General features: G+C 62.8%; 13 protein-coding genes. 5 read left to right on the top strand and 8 right to left on the bottom strand.

Annotated elements, in window-relative coordinates; translation table 11 throughout:
* Positions 1–200: 200 nt before the first annotated feature.
* The 7 genes from EOA32_RS19120 to EOA32_RS19090 all read right to left on the bottom strand — a co-directional run bounded on the left by EOA32_RS19120 (position 201) and on the right by EOA32_RS19090 (position 10,072).
* The gene (locus EOA32_RS19120; RefSeq protein WP_095781256.1) at positions 201–1,880 is read right to left on the bottom strand and encodes a formate--tetrahydrofolate ligase; all 1,680 of its coding nucleotides are present in this window, start codon (positions 1,878–1,880) and stop codon (positions 201–203) included.
* 377 nt (positions 1,881–2,257) lie between these two features.
* Entirely contained in the window at positions 2,258–3,382 is a 1,125-nt protein-coding gene (locus EOA32_RS19115; protein WP_095777276.1) for a DUF2333 family protein, read from the bottom strand.
* Between the two features lie 15 nt (positions 3,383–3,397).
* The gene (locus EOA32_RS19110; protein ID WP_095823294.1) at positions 3,398–4,705 is read right to left on the bottom strand and encodes a DUF6638 family protein; all 1,308 of its coding nucleotides are present in this window, start codon (positions 4,703–4,705) and stop codon (positions 3,398–3,400) included.
* Positions 4,706–4,925: 220 nt separating this feature from the next.
* Complete coding sequence (locus EOA32_RS19105) at positions 4,926–6,836, bottom strand: AAA family ATPase (protein WP_128372566.1); 1,911 nt, start codon at positions 6,834–6,836, stop codon at positions 4,926–4,928.
* A 24-nt stretch (positions 6,837–6,860) separates the two neighbouring features.
* On the bottom strand, positions 6,861–8,006 hold the full coding sequence (locus tag EOA32_RS19100) for a hypothetical protein (protein ID WP_128372565.1): 1,146 nt from the start codon (positions 8,004–8,006) through the stop codon (positions 6,861–6,863).
* A gap of 34 nt (positions 8,007–8,040) precedes the next feature.
* Positions 8,041–9,129, bottom strand: coding sequence for a hypothetical protein (locus EOA32_RS19095; RefSeq protein WP_095801837.1), 1,089 nt, complete (start codon positions 9,127–9,129; stop codon positions 8,041–8,043).
* Between the two features lie 331 nt (positions 9,130–9,460).
* Positions 9,461–10,072, bottom strand: a complete 612-nt coding sequence (locus EOA32_RS19090) for a thymidine kinase (RefSeq protein ID WP_066994253.1) — start codon at positions 10,070–10,072, stop codon at positions 9,461–9,463.
* A gap of 87 nt (positions 10,073–10,159) precedes the next feature.
* Here EOA32_RS19090 and EOA32_RS40595 point away from each other — a divergent pair, with 87 nt between their 5' ends.
* The 5 genes from EOA32_RS40595 to EOA32_RS19070 all read left to right on the top strand — a co-directional run bounded on the left by EOA32_RS40595 (position 10,160) and on the right by EOA32_RS19070 (position 14,540).
* Positions 10,160–10,282 carry a hypothetical protein gene (locus EOA32_RS40595; RefSeq protein ID WP_259979959.1) on the top strand — a complete coding sequence of 41 codons (123 nt, stop codon included), beginning with the start codon at positions 10,160–10,162 and terminating at the stop codon, positions 10,280–10,282.
* Between the two features lie 23 nt (positions 10,283–10,305).
* Positions 10,306–11,241, top strand: coding sequence for a choline ABC transporter substrate-binding protein (locus tag EOA32_RS19085; protein WP_066994256.1), 936 nt, complete (start codon positions 10,306–10,308; stop codon positions 11,239–11,241).
* Positions 11,242–11,362: 121 nt separating this feature from the next.
* Complete coding sequence (gene choW, locus EOA32_RS19080; RefSeq protein WP_066994259.1) at positions 11,363–12,217, top strand: choline ABC transporter permease subunit; 855 nt, start codon at positions 11,363–11,365, stop codon at positions 12,215–12,217.
* Entirely contained in the window at positions 12,214–13,395 is a 1,182-nt protein-coding gene (gene choV / locus EOA32_RS19075; RefSeq protein WP_128372564.1) for a choline ABC transporter ATP-binding protein, read from the top strand. The genes choW and choV overlap by 4 nt, the downstream gene beginning before the upstream one ends.
* Before the next feature lie 107 nt (positions 13,396–13,502).
* A complete protein-coding gene (locus tag EOA32_RS19070; RefSeq protein ID WP_128372568.1) occupies positions 13,503–14,540 on the top strand; it encodes an MBL fold metallo-hydrolase in 1,038 nt (345 codons plus the stop codon).
* Between the two features lie 78 nt (positions 14,541–14,618).
* Here EOA32_RS19070 and EOA32_RS19065 read toward each other — a convergent pair whose 3' ends face one another.
* Positions 14,619–16,601: a BTAD domain-containing putative transcriptional regulator gene (locus tag EOA32_RS19065; protein WP_245499322.1), complete on the bottom strand. Its 1,983-nt coding sequence runs from the start codon at positions 16,599–16,601 to the stop codon at positions 14,619–14,621.
* Positions 16,602–16,609 lie beyond the last annotated feature (8 nt).

The following is a 16,609-nucleotide window of genomic DNA, read 5'->3' as shown; positions in this document are numbered from 1 at the left end:
CGACGCGCTCTCGCAGATCCATCGATAGTGCCATCCATGCTGGCCTCCTTCCCAGCATGAATGGTGAATCATAAACCCGCTGATTTGGGAATCCTCAACGACTCCCAACAATTTCATCCCGCTCTAGCCGCACCAACTCCGAAAGAAAAAGGGCGCCGCAGCAGTGCGGCGCCCTTGGTCGTTTCAGCTCCCAACGCTGCCTAGAACAGGCCCTCGATCTGGCCCTGCTCATTGAGGAAGATCTTCTCCGAGGAGGGCGACTTGGGCAGGCCGGGCATGGTCATGATCTCGCCGCAGATGATGACGACGAAGCCGGCGCCGGCCGAGAGCCTGACCTCGCGCACCGGCACGGTATGGCCGGTCGGCGCGCCGCGCAGATTCGGGTCGGTCGAGAAGGAGTACTGGGTCTTGGCCATGCAGACCGGCAGATTGCCGTAGCCTGCCTGTTCCCACGCATGCAACTGGTCGCGGATCGACTTGTCGGCGATCGCCTCGTCGCCGCGATAGATGCGCTTGACGATGGTGTTGACCTTCTCGAACAGCGGCATCTCGTCCGGGTAAAGCGGCGAGAACTGCGAAGCGCCGGATTCGGCGATCTCGACGACCTTCTTCGCCAGGTCCTCGATGCCGGCCGAGCCTTGAGCCCAGTGCTTGCACAGGATCGCCTCGGCGCCCTGCGCCTTGACGAAGTCCTTCATCGCCTGGATCTCGGCGTCGGTGTCGGTGGTGAAGTGGTTGATCGCCACCACCGCCGGCACGCCGAACTGCTTCACGTTCTCGATGTGACGGCCGAGGTTGAGGCAGCCCTTCTTGACCGCTTCGATGTTTTCCTTGCCGAGATCTTCCTTCTTGATGCCGCCATTCATCTTCATGGCGCGCACGGTGGCGACGATCACGGCGGCCGCCGGCTGGAGCCCGGCCTTGCGGCACTTGATGTCGAAGAATTTTTCGGCTCCCAGGTCGGCGCCGAAGCCGGCTTCGGTCACGACGTAGTCGGCAAGCTTCAGCGCCGTCGTGGTGGCGACGACCGAGTTGCAGCCATGCGCGATGTTGGCGAACGGGCCGCCATGCACGAAGGCCGGGTTGTTCTCCAGCGTCTGCACCAGGTTGGGCTGGATGGCGTCCTTCAAAAGCACGGCCATGGCGCCGTCGGCCTTGAGGTCGCGGGCATAGACCGGCGACTTGTCGCGGCGGTAGGCTACGATGATGTCGCCGAGGCGTTTCTCGAGATCCTTGAGGTCGGTGGCAAGGCACAGGATCGCCATGACTTCCGAAGCGACGGTGATGTCGAAGCCGGCCTCACGGGGGAAGCCGTTGGCGACGCCGCCCAGCGAGCAGATGATCTCGCGCAGCGCCCGGTCGTTCATGTCCATGACGCGGCGCCAGGCGACGCGACGGGTATCGATGCCGAGTTCGTTGCCCCAGTAGATGTGGTTGTCGATCAGCGCCGAAAGCAGGTTGTGGGCCGTGGTGATGGCGTGGAAGTCGCCGGTGAAGTGGAGGTTCATATCGTCCATCGGTACCACCTGGGCCAGGCCGCCGCCGGCGGCGCCACCCTTCATGCCGAAGTTCGGGCCGAGCGAGGCTTCGCGGATGCACACGATCGCCTTCTTGCCGATGCGGTTGAGGCCGTCGCCGAGGCCGACCGTGGTGGTCGTCTTGCCTTCGCCGGCAGGCGTCGGGTTGATGGCGGTGACGAGGATCAGCTTGCCGTCCTTGTTGCCCCGCACCGATTTGATGAATTCGGCCGAGACCTTCGCCTTGTCGTGGCCATAGGGCAGCAGGTGCTCGTAAGGGATGCCGATCTTGGCGCCGATCTCCTGGATCGGTTTCTTCCTGGCGGCGCGCGCGATCTCGATGTCGGACTTCACTTCGGCCATGACGGCTTTCCTCTGGATTGGGCGGTGGAGGGGAGGGGTTCGATCACTACAGCAATTCCAGGAAAAGTGTGAGACGGTCTGCCGTCCGGAATTGCGTTAAAACGAGGAAACAGGGCGGTTCTGCGTTTCCGCCCGGACGCAAGGGCATGTTCTAACCCTGTCGCTGTCACGGCGTCAACTTTCATGCAACTATGTTTCCTGTGAAGAAATTACTGCGTTCCCGGCCGACCTTCCCAAGGGTCTTTGGCGCCCGGTCGTTGCGAGCGTATAGAAGCCAGAGCAGGGATCGTTCCGCCGTCTCAAAACAGCCGCGCAATGCACGGAATGCGACAGACGCGACGACGCAAATCCGCCACCGTCCTGCGGTGGCAGCAGCGCTATTGGCTGAGCACGTTGCTGATCTCGACCATGTTGGAGCGCACGCGCAGGATATAGAAGCCCATGGTCGTCAGATGCGTTGGCAGCAGCCAGCCGTCCTCGCGGCCGTTGGCGATGATAAAGGGCTGGATGCGCAGTGCCGAGACGAATTGCGCGTCCATGGTGTCCCACAAATTCTGCAGGTGCTTTTCCTTGATCACGTCCTCAAAGTCGGCCTGCGCCGCTTTCATCAGGCCGTAATAGGCGTAGAGCTGGCCATAGGCGAACCAGAAGCGGTCGTCGGCGCGGAAGTCGAACCAGCCGTCATTATGGTTCTCCGCGCGCTCCTTCAAGATCGCGGAGGTCGAGCCGATGTCGCTGGCGATGCGGTCGATATATTGCTTCAGATTGTCGGCGCGAGCATCGAACGTCGCCTGACAGCTGGCAAGGCGAGCGTTGAAGGAGCGCAGCTTGCGCACCGCGTCGCGGTAGTAGCTCGGCGTCGGCGTCTTGGGGCCGAACGGGTTGAGGCCGAAATACCAGGTCTCTTCGTCGAATTGGAGATTGCCGCGTGCATCCTGCAGGTCGGCGTCGATCTGCGAGGTGGTGCGCACGCGGCCGAGATTGTCGGCAAGCTCGGTGGCGGTGCGCCGGACCGCCTGGTTGATGCCGCGCTGGAAGGAGGCCTTGTTGTCCATCCACGGCGTATGGTCCCAGTCGATGCCGAACAAGCCGAGCTTGTAAAGGATCATCGAGGAGACCCAGGCATTCTGGTTGACGTTGAAGTCCGTCAGATCGGCAGCCACCTGGGCTATCCCTGAGTTGCCGCAGGTCTTGGCGGTGTCGGTGCCAGCGCCGGCGGAGACCTGCTCGCCGGCCGAGACGCTGCGCTTCTCGAAGGTGTATTTGTCAGGATAGTTCGGGTCGAAATTGTTCCACCACTGGGTGGCGTAGAAGAAGTTGGCGTAAAGGCCGATCAAAACCAGCAAGGCAAGGCCGACCACCGCCTTCAGGATCCAGCCGCGCTGGCCGTACCAGCGGCCGGCCCATATGAACGGCCAGAGAATAATGCCGACGACGAAGCCTATGCCGCGGCCGATCCACTGGAAAATCCGGGTGAAGAAACTCACGATCGGATCAAGCATGGCTCTCGTTCCCCCTCAGTCCGTCAAGCCGTAAAGGCGCGCGCGGAATGCCGCCTTGTCCTTCAAATATGTGGTTTTCAGAACGTCCACAACATGCGATCGCCATGCATCGCTGAAGCCGTCGAAGTCCTTGTAGAAGCCCGGTTTATTGAAGACGTAGCGCGAGACGAAGTCCTGCGGCACGAAATCCGAGATCAACTGATTGGTGAGCCAAGCATCGGGATGATCGGGCTTGGCGCGCACAACCAGGAAGCGCTGGCGCGGCGGCACATCTTCAAGCTTGAGGTGGCCGAACTGGGCGATCTCGCGCTTGGCGGCGTTGAGGAAAGGGAAATTGCCGTCGCTGGCAATCAGGTCGGCATGGCTGTGGATCCAGGTCTGCAGCCAGACCTTGTCGACGTCCGTCAGGTTGCGGTTGGGCTCGGCATCGCGGATCAGCGCCCGGACCACCATCTCGGCGCGGTGCTCCAGATAGCCCGAGGTCTCGATCCAGGAAGCGCGCGGCAGGTCAAGGCGGCCGGTGGCGGCGAGGAAGCGGAATACCTTGTCGGCATCGTTGATCGACAGATAACTCACCTGCCAGGGCCGCGAGCGGCGGAAGCCGGGCGCTGCCGGATCGCTGATCACCGTCGTCATGTCGGGGTCGACGAAGACGTAGAGCCCGCCGAAATGGCTGGTCCAGTAGGCGTTGTGGCGGAAGATCACCTGATCGGGCACCAGCGCGTTCTCGCGGATGTCGCCGCAGACCTTGGCGAGGCCGACCATGCGCTCGAGCATGGCGTTGTCGCGCCAGGCGTCGGGCTCCTGCTTCAGCCGGTCGACCAGCTTGCCGAGCTCGGCCGCCTTGCCGAGCACGTCCTCGGCCGACAAAACCTTGAACTCGACCTGATTGATCGACAGCAGGTCCTCGATGTCGTCGACCTTGGGGACGGAGTCCTCGATCTCGCCGTAGATGACGTCCTTGATGGTCAGCGCGTCGATGGCACGCTGGTTCTTGGACATGAACTCGAACATCAGCTGCGAGGTGTTGGAGAAGGCGGTGTGCACGACCGGCAAATCGATCTGCGACGGCGTCAGGATGATGAAGCGGCGGTTGACCTCGTTGGGATCGAGATAGCCGTAATCGCCGCATTCCTCGGCCACCTCGGGCGAGAAACCGGTGCGGTCGATCTGGAAGCTCGTCAGCTTGGTCGGCTCGAGGCCGAAGGCGACGAGAGCCTTGTTGTAGCGCTGGATGAGATGCGGCTCGTCGACCACGAGCAGCCTACCATAGATCAGCTCGTTGTCGCGCAGAAGGTCGGGCTTTTTGGCGGGACGGGTCATCTATGCCTTCTCCCCGTTCACGGGGAGAAGGTGCCTGAAGGGCGGACGAGGGACGCAGACCCTCCTTCTCCCCTTGTGGGAGAAGGTGGATCGGCGCGCAGCGCCGAGACGGATGAGGGGTGTTGGCCGGAATGCCGTCGATGCCAAGCTGGAACACCCCTCAACCGTCGCCTGCGGCGACACCTTCTCCCGCAAGGGGAGAAGGGGGTGTTGGCGCAAGTTACGCATTCCAAAGCCCCCTTTTCTTCAACTCCTCCATCTCGCGCGCGGCGCGTTCGCGGAGCCGCGCGTCGCGCAAAAGCTTCTCGACCGCCGCGTCGTCGGACTTGTCGGAGTAGCGGAATTCGGAATCGGCGTAGCGGTTGATCTCCTGCATGACCATGTCCATCGAGAACGGCCCGCGCAACTCCTCGATCATCGCCTTCTTGTCGTCGTAGCTCTTGTGCATGAAGGCTTCCGGCTTCTCGAACCAGTCGTCCGGCAGCTCGATGTCCATGGCGCGCATCTTGATGGCGTCGGTGACGTTCTTGATGGCGCGGCCGGTGAAGCGCGGTTCGGCATCCTTAATCATGTGCAGGTAGGTGCCGATATCGGCCATCGTCTTCGGCGCGCCGTTTTCCTTCATGTAGCGCTCATAGACCTTCATCAGCCCATCTTCCTGCGGCTTCTCGTGCTCCTCATAAGCCGCAGTCACCGCCCGCTGGATTTCCTGCGCGGCATAGAGCTCGTGCTTGCCCAGCGGGATCTTGTGGTTCTTGCCGGCGAGCAGCACGAAGATGTCGATGTAGTCGTCGCGGCTCTGCGGGCCGTCGACCAGCCAGCGGGCGCCGGCGCGCTGGCGCAGCGCATCGTCGACATTTTCGGGGTAGTTGGAAAACATGCCGAAGGAGCAGTTGCCGCGCACCACGGTGGAAGCGCCGGCAAAGGCGTCCATGAGGACGCCCGTGATCTCCTGCTGGCCGGCGGATGCGCGGTCGTCGGAGCGTCGCGCCGCCACCTGGTCGATGTCGTCGATGGTGCCGAAACCGATAGCCCGCGGATTGAGCACATTGTTGATGAACTGGCGGCAGTTCTGGCCGGATTTGCCCTGGTAGGAAGAAATCTGGTCGACCCCGAAATTCTCGTAGACGAGGGGATAGCCGGCGACCTGACAATAGTTGTTGACGAGGCCGGCTATCATCTGGATCAGCGTCGTCTTGCCTGTGCCTGGCGCGCCGTCGCCGATGAAGGTGAACAGAAAGCCGCCGAGCTCGACGAAGGGGTTCAGCTCGCGTTCGAAATCATAGGCCATCAGCATCTTGGCAAGCTTTACCGACTGGTATTTGGCAATGTGATTGCCGACGACCTCTTCCGGCTTCTTGAAGGTCATCACCAGCGGCTTCAAGCGCTTGCCGGGCGCGACGTCGAAGCCGTCGAGCGTGAAGTCGTCGGCATCGATGCGGATATGCGCGTTCTCGAACGGACCGATGCCGTCGAAGCGCCCCTTGCGCGCGAGCAGCCCGTCGATGGCGACGCGGGCGAATGCGCGCGCCCTGGTCATCAGATCGGCATCGTCCTTGGAGCCGGCAATCGCCTTGTCGAGGCCTGCCACGATCGACTTCACCGCGTCCTGCGGCGTGTCGAACAGGAAGTCGGGTTCGGGACTGTCGTTCGGCGCCTCGCCGTCGCTGTCGATGAGCTGGAACAGGTAGGAGGCTAAGCTGAAAGCCGAAACGTAGGCGGAGGCCGACAGCAGCTTCTTGAATCCCGCCGCCTCCTCGCCTTCGAGCGGGGCACGCGCGTTCTTGGCCTGCAGGCTTTCGAGATCGGATCCCTCGGCAAAGACATCCGATATGGCCAGCGCGATCGCCAGGCCGCGGCGGGCGCGGTAGAGAAGCATGTGCTGGGGGATGCTCATCAGCTGGTCGTCGGGATGGATCGCGGCGACCGTTTTCGACAGTTCGACCTCGCGCGTGCGGCGCACCGAACCGGCCGAGACGGTCGAGACGAAGCGCCGGTTGGTGCCGGCGAGCGCGGTGCCGGACTCGCGCGATGGATCCTCCAGCACGACGATGCGGGTGATGAAGCTCTGCGCAGTGGCGCGATGCTTTTCGATTGTCGATTCCGAGATCGTGGTCAGCCCGGTGTCCATTACGGATGCTCCGCGGTTCGACGGTCACACATCGCTGATGACCTGACCTTTGGACAGGATGTGGACCTTGTAGCCGGAAAAGATCTTCTGCGCTTCGCCCGCGGCATAGAGCGCCTGATAGGCCTCGTGCGGGATCAGCGCGTGGTTCTCATAGCTGGAGACGCCTTGGCGTGCCGCTTCGAGGTCGTCGGTGTTGATGAAGAATTCCTGCGTCGTCTTTTCGCTGGAGAACAGCCCCTTGCGGCCGGGCTTCTCGGACTTGGAAAAGACTTCCTGGATGGTCCAGGTCAGCAACCAGGCGTTCTCCGGCTTGCGCACCTTGGCCAGAACCTCGGTCACCGTCGAATTGTTCTCGGTGATCCCGGCCGAATAGAAGGGGCCGAGCACGACGCGCCGCAACTGCTTCGGGTGCAGCGGCTCGAAATCCTTGTCGAGATTGACCGCGATGGTCGCCGGCGACAGCGTGTAGGCGGAATTCTTCTCGGTGAAATCGTCGAAGCGGTGGGCAAGCTCGGGGTTGAGCAGGCCATCGACAGGAAGCGGAATGTCGATCTTCTCGTTCAGCTTGCCGTTCGCGTCGACGAGCTGTCGCACCATGCTCTCGGAGGAGTCCTCGACCGTCACCATATAGATCAGCGGCAGGTTGGCGCTGCCGTCGAACGAGGCCCAGTGGACGAGGTAGTAAGGCCGCATGGTCTTGGGATTGACCGAGACTTTGGCCGTCTGCGCCAGCGTGAACGGACCGAAGGTGGTCTCGCTCTTGACGCCCTCCAGATAGAGCCGCTCGGCCATCGACCTTTGCAGCGCCACAGGGAATTCCTTGTGGCGCAGGATGAAGTCGGCCATCTCCTCGCGCAACTCGCCGGCCTGCGGAATGTTGGCCAGCCGGCTATCGGCCTGTCGGCGGTCGTTCTCCAATTCGAGCAGGTTCTGGAACACCGGATAGCCGCTGTCGGCGCGCGAAATGCGGAACGTATCCATGAAGCCCAGCCGGTTGCGCCAGCAGTCGAATGAATTTTCCAAGCGGGCGATGTATTCGGCGACGATCTTGGCGACGATGCCGTGCCGGTAGAGCGGCGAGCGGTCGTCGCGCATGAACACTTCCAGCCCGCTCAGCGCCGCGGTGATGGCGAAGAAGTAGCGCGCCGCCGCTTCTTTTTGGGGGGTCATGGCACCGCCGTGTCGAAGAATGCCGTCACACCGCCTACTGCTGCACGTAGTTCGCCGAATTGTGCTTCTTCATCACCTCGTCGAAGCGGCGGGCGAAGGCGTCGTCGGCGAGTTTCTTGCGGCGCTGGATGTCGGCGGTGGCCACCATATTCTTCTCGTGCATCTCCAAGAGATCGCCGATGTGCTTCTGCGAAGCGGCGCCGATGCCGGCCATCGTCTCCTCGGCCGTGTTGTCGACCTGGCTGCCCAGCGTGTTGATCTTGTGGGCGACGTCCTGCTGGGCGGCCGTCTTCAGCGAGTCTTCCAGAGCTTTGTAGAGCACGATGCGCTGCTCGGTGTCGATTGTCAGCTTGTTGATCAGCGTCGACTGCGCGGCGATCTGGTTGTTGAGGGAATCGACAAACGTCTGAAACATCGAGGTGTAGCGCTCCAGCGTCTGGCTTTCGGCCAGCAGCTCCTGCTCCTTAGCCTGCTTCTCGTTGTACTCGGTCGCCATCTTCGAACGCTCGCCCTCGAGCTGGGTGCGCTCCTTCTGGCTGGTCGAGGCGGCGATCTTGTTCTCGATGTCGAGCAGCATCGGGTTGAGTTCCTCGATGCGTTTCTGCACCGCCTCGAGATTGGTCATAGTCGCCTTGCGGCGCTCGATCACCTGCGACAGGCTAGCTTCGGAGGTCTTGTAGCGCTGGTCGAGGATCTGCTTCTGGGCTTTCAGGATGCCGACGATGGTGTCCGATTTCGCCAGCAGCTCCTGCAAATTGCCGGCGAGCGACATGTTGCGCACGCGGTCGGTGCGCATGCGCTGCTTGCGCTGCTCGGAGAAGACGCCGACGAGATTTTCCCAGCCGGTGTAGCTCTTCATGCTCTCGAATTCGGCGCCGAAGACATTGGTGGCGTCCTCCAGCCCGATGATCAGGTCGGCGATATTGCCTTCCATGACCTTCTGCTGTTTCAGCACGTCCTCGATGCGGGCGTTCTCGAGGTCGAAATTGGCATCGCCGATCTTCCTGTCGGCCTGCGCCAGCGTGTCGAGCACGGTTCCGGACTGCTCGATCTTGGTGCGCATGTCCTCCACGACCTGCTTAGTCTTGGCAATTTCGGCATCGAAATTCTGCAACGTCGCCATAGGGGCCTCCCGCTTCGGCATCCGGTTTCGTGTCGCACGTCGCCGAATATATGTGGGGGCTCAAGCGATTGAAAGAAGGAAGACAGGGAGACGTGGCAAAACAAAAGAATTGGCCAGGTCCTTGAAAGATAAGGCAAGCATGCTCATGGCCAGAGTAATGCGCGCCGCCTTCAGGCAGCTTTAGCTGGTATGCCTTAAGCTCTTGTTTTTGCGGACAAGCTGCGGCGCTGGGAAGTGTGCAAAATCTCTTGTGGCGGATCGTGGCAATCAACCGGCCATCGGCCGGCCGATGGCAGCGATTGCCGGCCTTCGTCGGACGTCGCTCCCCGTCTCAGTTGCGGGCAAAGCCGATGAAGTCGTCGGGCGCAGCCCTGCCCATTTCCTCTTCCCAGTGCCGGCGGCAGAGCGAGACATAGACGTCCTTGCCGATCGCCACCTGCTCGCCTTGCTTTGCCACCTTGCCGTCGGGACCGAGGCGAACGACCATCGTCGCCTTGCGGCCGCAGCGGCAGATGGTGCGCACTTCGCGCAGATCGTCGGCGATGGCCAGCAGCGCGCGCGAGCCGGAAAACAACTTGCCTTGGAAATCGGTGCGCAGGCCGTAGCACATGACCGGGATGTTCAGCCGGTCGGCGATGCGGGCCAGCTGCCAGACCTGCTCCTCCTCGAGGAACTGCGCCTCGTCGACGAATATGCAATGCACGGTGGTGTGCTCATGATGCTCGGCGACGCGGGCGTAGAGATCGTCGCCGTCGCGGAACATCTCGGCCTCGGTCTCGAGACCGATGCGCGACGAGATCAGTCCCTTGTCGCCGTTGCGATAATGGCCGGCGACGAACAGCATCGTCGTCATGCCGCGTTCGCGATAGTTGTAGGATGCTTGCAGGAGCATCGTCGTCTTGCCGGCATTCATCGTTGCGTAGTTGAAGTAGAGCTTGGCCATATGGGTGTTTAAGCTCAATTGCTGCGGGGCGGGGAAGGGGCCGCGGGCTCCTTCCACCAAAAAAGCGGACCCGCCGGAAAGCGCGGCATGTCGCTGAATGGCAAGCGCGCGCCGTTGATCGCGGTGTGGAACCGCTTGAAACCGCATCAAAATGGTGTTTGGCTGGCGAAACAAGGCGGGCGCAAGAACCGTGACTTCGCGCCGCTTTAAAAAACCGCAATGGGAGAAAGTTCATGTCGCGTATGAAATCCTTCGTCGCCGGCCTCGGGCTGGCGGCGCTTCTGTCCACGACCGCGGCCTATGCCGGCGATCCGGCGAGCTGCAAGGCCGTGCGTCTGTCCGATGTCGGCTGGACCGATATCCAGGCAACCACCGGGGTGGCTTCGGTGCTGCTCACCGCGCTCGGCTACGAGCCGCAGGTGATCCAGCTTTCGGTGCCGGTAACTTATGCGTCGCTGAAGAACAAGGACCTCGACGTCTTTCTCGGCAACTGGATGCCGTCGATGACCAATGACATCAAGGACTATACCGCCGACGGCTCGGTCGAGACGGTAAGCACCAACCTGACCGGCGCCGGCTACGGCATCGTCGTGCCGACCTATGTCGCAGATGCGGGCGTCAAGACGCTGACCGATCTCGGCAAGTTCAAGGACAAGTTCAATGGCAAGATCTACGGCATCGAGGCCGGCAATGACGGCAACCGCATCATCCTCGACATGATCAAGAACCCGAAGGACAATCTCGAAGGCTTCGAGCTGGTCGAGTCCTCGGAAGCCGGCATGCTGACGCAAGCCGAGCAGTCGATGAAGAACAATGAGTGGATCGCCTTCCTCGGCTGGACGCCGCATCCGGTGATGGGCGCCATGAAGATCACCTATCTCGACGGGATGGGCGACAGCGGTTTCGGCGCCGCCACCGTCTATACCAACACGCGCAAGGGCTACACCACCGAGTGCCCGAATGCCGGCAAGTTCATCTCCAACCTGAAATTCAATCTCGACATGGAAGGCGAGATGATGGACGCGATCCTGAAAGGCGGCGATGCCCAGACGGTCGCGACCGACTGGCTGAAGAAGCATCCGGACGCGATCGCGCCCTGGATCGCCGGCGTGACCACCTTCGACGGCGGCGATGCGGCTGCGGCCATCAAGACCGCGCTCGGGAGCTGAGCCGGCTTTGAGTCCGGCATGATCTCCGGAAAGGGGCAGCCGCTGGAAAAGGCTGCCCTTTTTCATATGCTGTGAGAAGGTGACCGCTCGGCAAGGGCGGCAAGGATCAAAGAGGGGAAAGATGGATCCGATCTCGAAATTTCTGGTCGCCTACAAGATTCCCATAGGTCCATGGGGCAAGGCCTTTTTCGGCTTCCTCACCGAGAATTTCGACACCGTCTTCAGGGCCTTTTCGAACGGCCTGAATTTCATCCTTGACGGGGCGGTGGACCTCCTGCTGATGCTGCCGCCGGTGCTGCTGGCCCTGGTCGTCGCCGTCATCGCCTGGTTCCTGCAACGCTCGCGGCCACTCGCCATCGGCGTCTTCATCGGCCTCATCTTCATCATCAACCAGAACCTCTGGAAGCAGACGGTGCAGACACTGGTGCTGGTGGTGGCCGCCGCCGCCATGGCAATGGCGATCGGCGTGCCGCTCGGCATCTGGGCGGCGCACAAGCCGAAGGTCTACCGCGTGATGCTGCCGGTGCTTGACCTGATGCAGACGCTGCCGACCTTCGTCTACCTGATCCCGGTGCTGACGCTATTCGGGCTCGGCAACGCGCCCGGCCTCATCGTCACCATCATCTTCGTCATCCCGACGGCGGTGCGTCTCACCCATCTCGGCATCGTCTCGGTGCCCAAGGCGATCATCGAGGCGGGCGAGTCCTTCGGCGCCACCAAGAACCAGCTTCTGTGGAAGGTCGAATTGCCCTCGGCGCTGCCCACGATCATGGCGGGGCTGACCCAGTCGATCATGCTGTCGCTGTCGATGGTGGTGTTCGCGGCGCTGATCGGCGCCGGCGGTCTCGGCACCGAAATCAACCGCGCGCTGGGCTCCCGCAAGATCGACCTCGGGCTTGAAGCAGGCCTTGCCATCGTCGTGCTCGCCATCGTGCTCGATCGCATGACCCGCATCGGCGTTGGAGGCAAGAAATGACCGTCGCCGTCGATTTCAAGAATGTCGATATCGTCTTCGGTGCCGACCAGGCGAAATCCCTCGCGCTGATCGACCAGGGCGCAACCCGCGCCGAAATCCTCGAAAAGACCGGCAACGTGCTGGGCTGCGCCGGCGCCAACCTCACCGTGCATGAGGGCGAAATCTCGGTGCTGATGGGCCTTTCCGGCTCCGGCAAGTCGACGCTGCTGAGAGCCGTCAACCGGTTGAACGTGGTGTCGCGCGGCCAGGTGCTGGTCAATGACGGCGACCGCACGGTCGACGTCGTCACCTGCGACGAGCCGACACTGAGACGACTGCGGCAGAAGCAGGTGGCGATGGTGTTCCAACAGTTCGGCCTGCTGCCATGGCGCACGGTCGAGGAGAATGTCGGCTTCGGCCTGGAGCTCGCCGGCGTGCCGGAGGCCGAGCGCAAGACACGGGTGCAGAAGCAGCTCCAGCTGGTCCATCTCGACCAATGGTCGAAGAAATACGCGCATGAACTTTCGGGCGGCATGCAGCAGCGCGTCGGCCTCGCCCGCGCCTTCGCCACCGAGGCGCCGATCCTGTTGATGGACGAGCCGTTCTCGGCCCTCGATCCGCTGATCCGCACCAAGCTGCAGGACGAGCTCCTGCAGCTCCAGGCGGCGCTGAAGAAGACCATCATCTTCGTCAGCCACGACCTCGAGGAGGCGCTGAAGATCGGCAGCCACATCACCATCATGGAAGGCGGGCGCATCGTCCAGACCGGCGCGCCGGAAGACATCGTGCTCAGGCCGGCTAACGACTATGTCCGCGACTTCATCGCCAATGTGAATCCGCTCTCGGTGCTCACCGCCTGGAACGTGATGCGCGACCGCCGCGATCTCGAGCAGGGCGAGAATGGCTGGGTCTGGCTCGACCGGCGCAAGACGACGCGCTTCAAGATCGACGAGCATGGCCTGGTGGCGGCGGCCGAACGCGACGGCAAGCCGGCGGTGTGGGTATCCTGCGCCGAGGTCGAGAGGCAGCCGGAGGAGGGTGCGCAGGTGTTCTGGGCCAATCCCGGCACGTCCCTGAAGACGGTGATGCTCGCCATGCACCGCTCGCAGACGGCACCGGTGGCGCTGTTCGACGAAGGCTCGCGCTTCGTCGGGGCGATCGGCATCCGCGACGTGCTGAGCGCGGTGCTCAGGCGGTAGGAGCTCGGCCTTAGCTCGAGCATGAAGTGTTCGCTGGCGGGCACCTCATGCTTGATCTAGACTTGGTCGGCAGCCGGGGTGGGCCGCTCGCGCATGGGGCCGATAAAATGATCTTCCGTCAGCTTTTCGATTCCGTTTCGGGCACTTATTCCTATCTCCTCGCCAGCCGCCGCGGCGGCGAGGCACTGATCATCGATCCGGTGCTGGAGAAGGTCGAACGCTACCTGCAGCTGGTCAACGAGCTCGACCTCAGACTGGTCAAAGCGGTCGACACACATCTTCATGCCGACCACATCACCGGGCTCGGCGCGTTGCGCGACAGGACGCATTGCGTCACCGTGATGGGTGAGCAGACCAAGGCCGACGTCGTGTCGATGCGGCTTGCCGACGGCGACAAGCTTGCCATCGAGGGGCTGGCGCTGGACGTCGTCTATACGCCCGGCCACACCGACGATTCCTACAGCTTCGTCCTGCCGGACCGCGTCTTCACCGGCGACACGCTGCTCATTCGCGGCACCGGCCGCACCGACTTCCAGAACGGCGATCCGCGCCAGCAATATGACTCGATCTTCGGCCGCCTGCTCAAGCTTCCCGACGAGACGCTGATCTTTCCGGCACACGACTACAAGGGCGAAACCGTGTCGACGATCGGCGAGGAAAAGGCCTTCAATCCGCGCCTGCAAGTGAAGTCGGTGGACGAATACGTGAACATCATGAACAACCTGAAGCTGTCCAATCCGAAGATGATGGATGTGGCCGTGCCGGCCAACATGCGGGTGGGGCTGCATCAGGACGACATCGCCAGCCGCGGCTGGGCAGTGACCGCCGAACAGGCGCTGGCACTGGTCGGTCGGCCCGACGTGGCGCTGATCGACCTGCGCGAGCAATCCGAACGGGATCGTCACGGCGTCATCCCCGGCGCGATCCATCTGCCCTATGCGCGGCTGCAGGAGAATATCGCCGCCGGCGGCATGCTGCACGAGCTGGCGAAATCGACAGCCAAGCAGATCCTGTTCTATTGCGCCTTCGGCGAGCGCTCGGCGATGGCCGTGCAGGCGGCGCAGGATCGCGGGATATCGAGCGCCCGCCACATCCAGGGCGGCATCGATGCGTGGCGGAAGGCCAGCGGTCCGCTGGTGCACTGAGGTCTATTGATATTCAGTTGATGCCGGCCTGCAAACGCCGCGTTCCTGGTCGCCATTCTCGGCTCGGCCAGACCTCGGTCAATTCAATCCGATCAGCATCGCGCCTCTGCGGAACAGGGCTTCGCCGTCCCGGTCGAAGCGGAAGGTGGCGATGAAATCGTCCGCCCGATAGTCGGGCCACGTGGTGCGGATCGCGGCGGCGAAGTTTCGTGCCTCGTCCTGGCGGCCGGCCAGCGCCAGGCAGTGCGCGGCGATCGCCAGGATGATGACATGGGCGTTGGGCCTGGCCGCAGCTTTCAGCGCCCATTCAGCGGCTTCATCGTATTCGCCCAGCCGAGCATGGGCCATGGCCCGCGCGCCCATCATGCCGAACAGCAATGGGTCAAAGGGGCTGAGATGGCGCGAGTGATCGGAGGAGCCGATCGCCGATTGCGGATCGCCCGACTGCGAATGGACAAAGGACAGGGCATAGTGGCCGAGCGCGAAGTTCGGACTGAGGTCGACGGCCTTTGCCAGTTCGAGCAGCGAGCCGTCCTGCTCGCCGCGCAGCCACAAGGCGCGGCCCATCGCCCAGTGCGCGGCCGGATTGCGGTCATCGACCAGGAGGCTGTGACCGGCAGTTGCGAAAGCCAGCGACGCCTCACGGTCGCGATCGCCCCAACGCTGAAAGGCATTCTGCCAATGCGTGAAGGAGAGGCCTGCATAGGCTCGGGCGAAGGTCGGGTCGAGCTTCAGGGCGTCATTGAAGAACTGCTGCGCCAGTTCGTTTTCCTGGCGGGTGAAGCGGTACATGTGCCAGAGCCCGCGATGATAGGCTTCCCACGCATTCAGCGAATTCGGCGCCTTCAGCATTGCCCGGTTTCGCTCGACGGTCGCGATCTCGGCGGCGATCGACGAGACGATGCTGTTGCCGATGTCGTCTATCACCGTGAAGATCTCGTCCGGCCTGTGCTCGAAGGTCTCGGCCCACACGATCCTCGCGGTGCGGACCTCGACGAGCTCGACCGAGACGATCACCCTGCCCGAAAGGCTGCGGACCGAGCCCGTCGCGACATAATCGACATTCAGCCGGCGACCGGCGTCCTCCGGTGCGATGTCCTTCTCGGCAAGCGCGAAGACCGATCCGCGGGCAATGACGAAGAAATCGCGAAGCTTGGCGAGCCGCGTTATGATGTCGTGGGTCAAGCCGTCGGCAAGCCCGCCACGGAAATTGACGTCGCTTTCCGCGAACGGCATCACCGCCAGCGCGGCCCGGCGCACGGCGGCGGGTTCGGATTCGACGGCAACGATCGGTGCTTGCGTGGCCGGAAGAGCTAGCCCGGATCGCGCGCATGGCGTTGCGCTGGAATGGCGTGCCTTTATCTCATGCCATGCTTCCCGCAAGGGAGCGACATCCAGCTCTTCGGAGCGGAAGAGTTCCGCCGCAGTTGCAATATGCTCCTCACCGGCGCCGATCTGTCCCCGCCGCGCAAGGTTTTCCAGCAGCGCCACATGGGCGCGTCCATCGAAGGGCGCGAGTTCCAGCCATCTGTCCAGATAGGCGCCCGCCTCATCGGCTCCCTGGGGGAGCAGGCCGATGATGTGCTCCAGAACGGCGACGTGGCACGAGCTGAAACGGCGGCGTTGCGCGGTCAGCCAACTGGTGAAATGCGGGCTCCGATCGAGCTCCAGCCCGTCAAGGAAATCGCCGGCGAAGAGCTGCGCAAGCGCCCGAAGACGCCCGAGGCTGAGCGTCTCGATCCCTTCGGCGACCGCTGCGGCGGCTTCGACGGCATCGACGTTCGTATCGGCAAGACGAAGCGCCACGGTGTCGCCCTCGGTCTCGATCCGGTGCAGGCCCGGTTGGTCCAGCGCGCCGCGAAGCTTGCTCAGGCACCAGCGAAGCTCGCCGCGAGGATCGTTCGGCACGTCCCACAGAAGCTCGCAAAGCCGGCTGCGGCTGACGGGATGTGGCGCGAGCGCCAGATAGGCCAGCAACGCGCGCAACTTGCGCGAAGAAGGCAATTTAACCGGCTCGCCGCCACGCGCGATCGTCAGTTGCCCAAGCAGTCGCAAGGACAGGGCGGCGG

It is taken from the genome of Mesorhizobium sp. M1A.F.Ca.ET.072.01.1.1, from assembly GCF_004023325.1.
GTDB lineage: Bacteria > Pseudomonadota > Alphaproteobacteria > Rhizobiales > Rhizobiaceae > Mesorhizobium.
The sequence above is the reverse complement of the archived record's forward strand: the minus strand, read 5'-3'. Positions and strand labels throughout refer to the sequence as shown.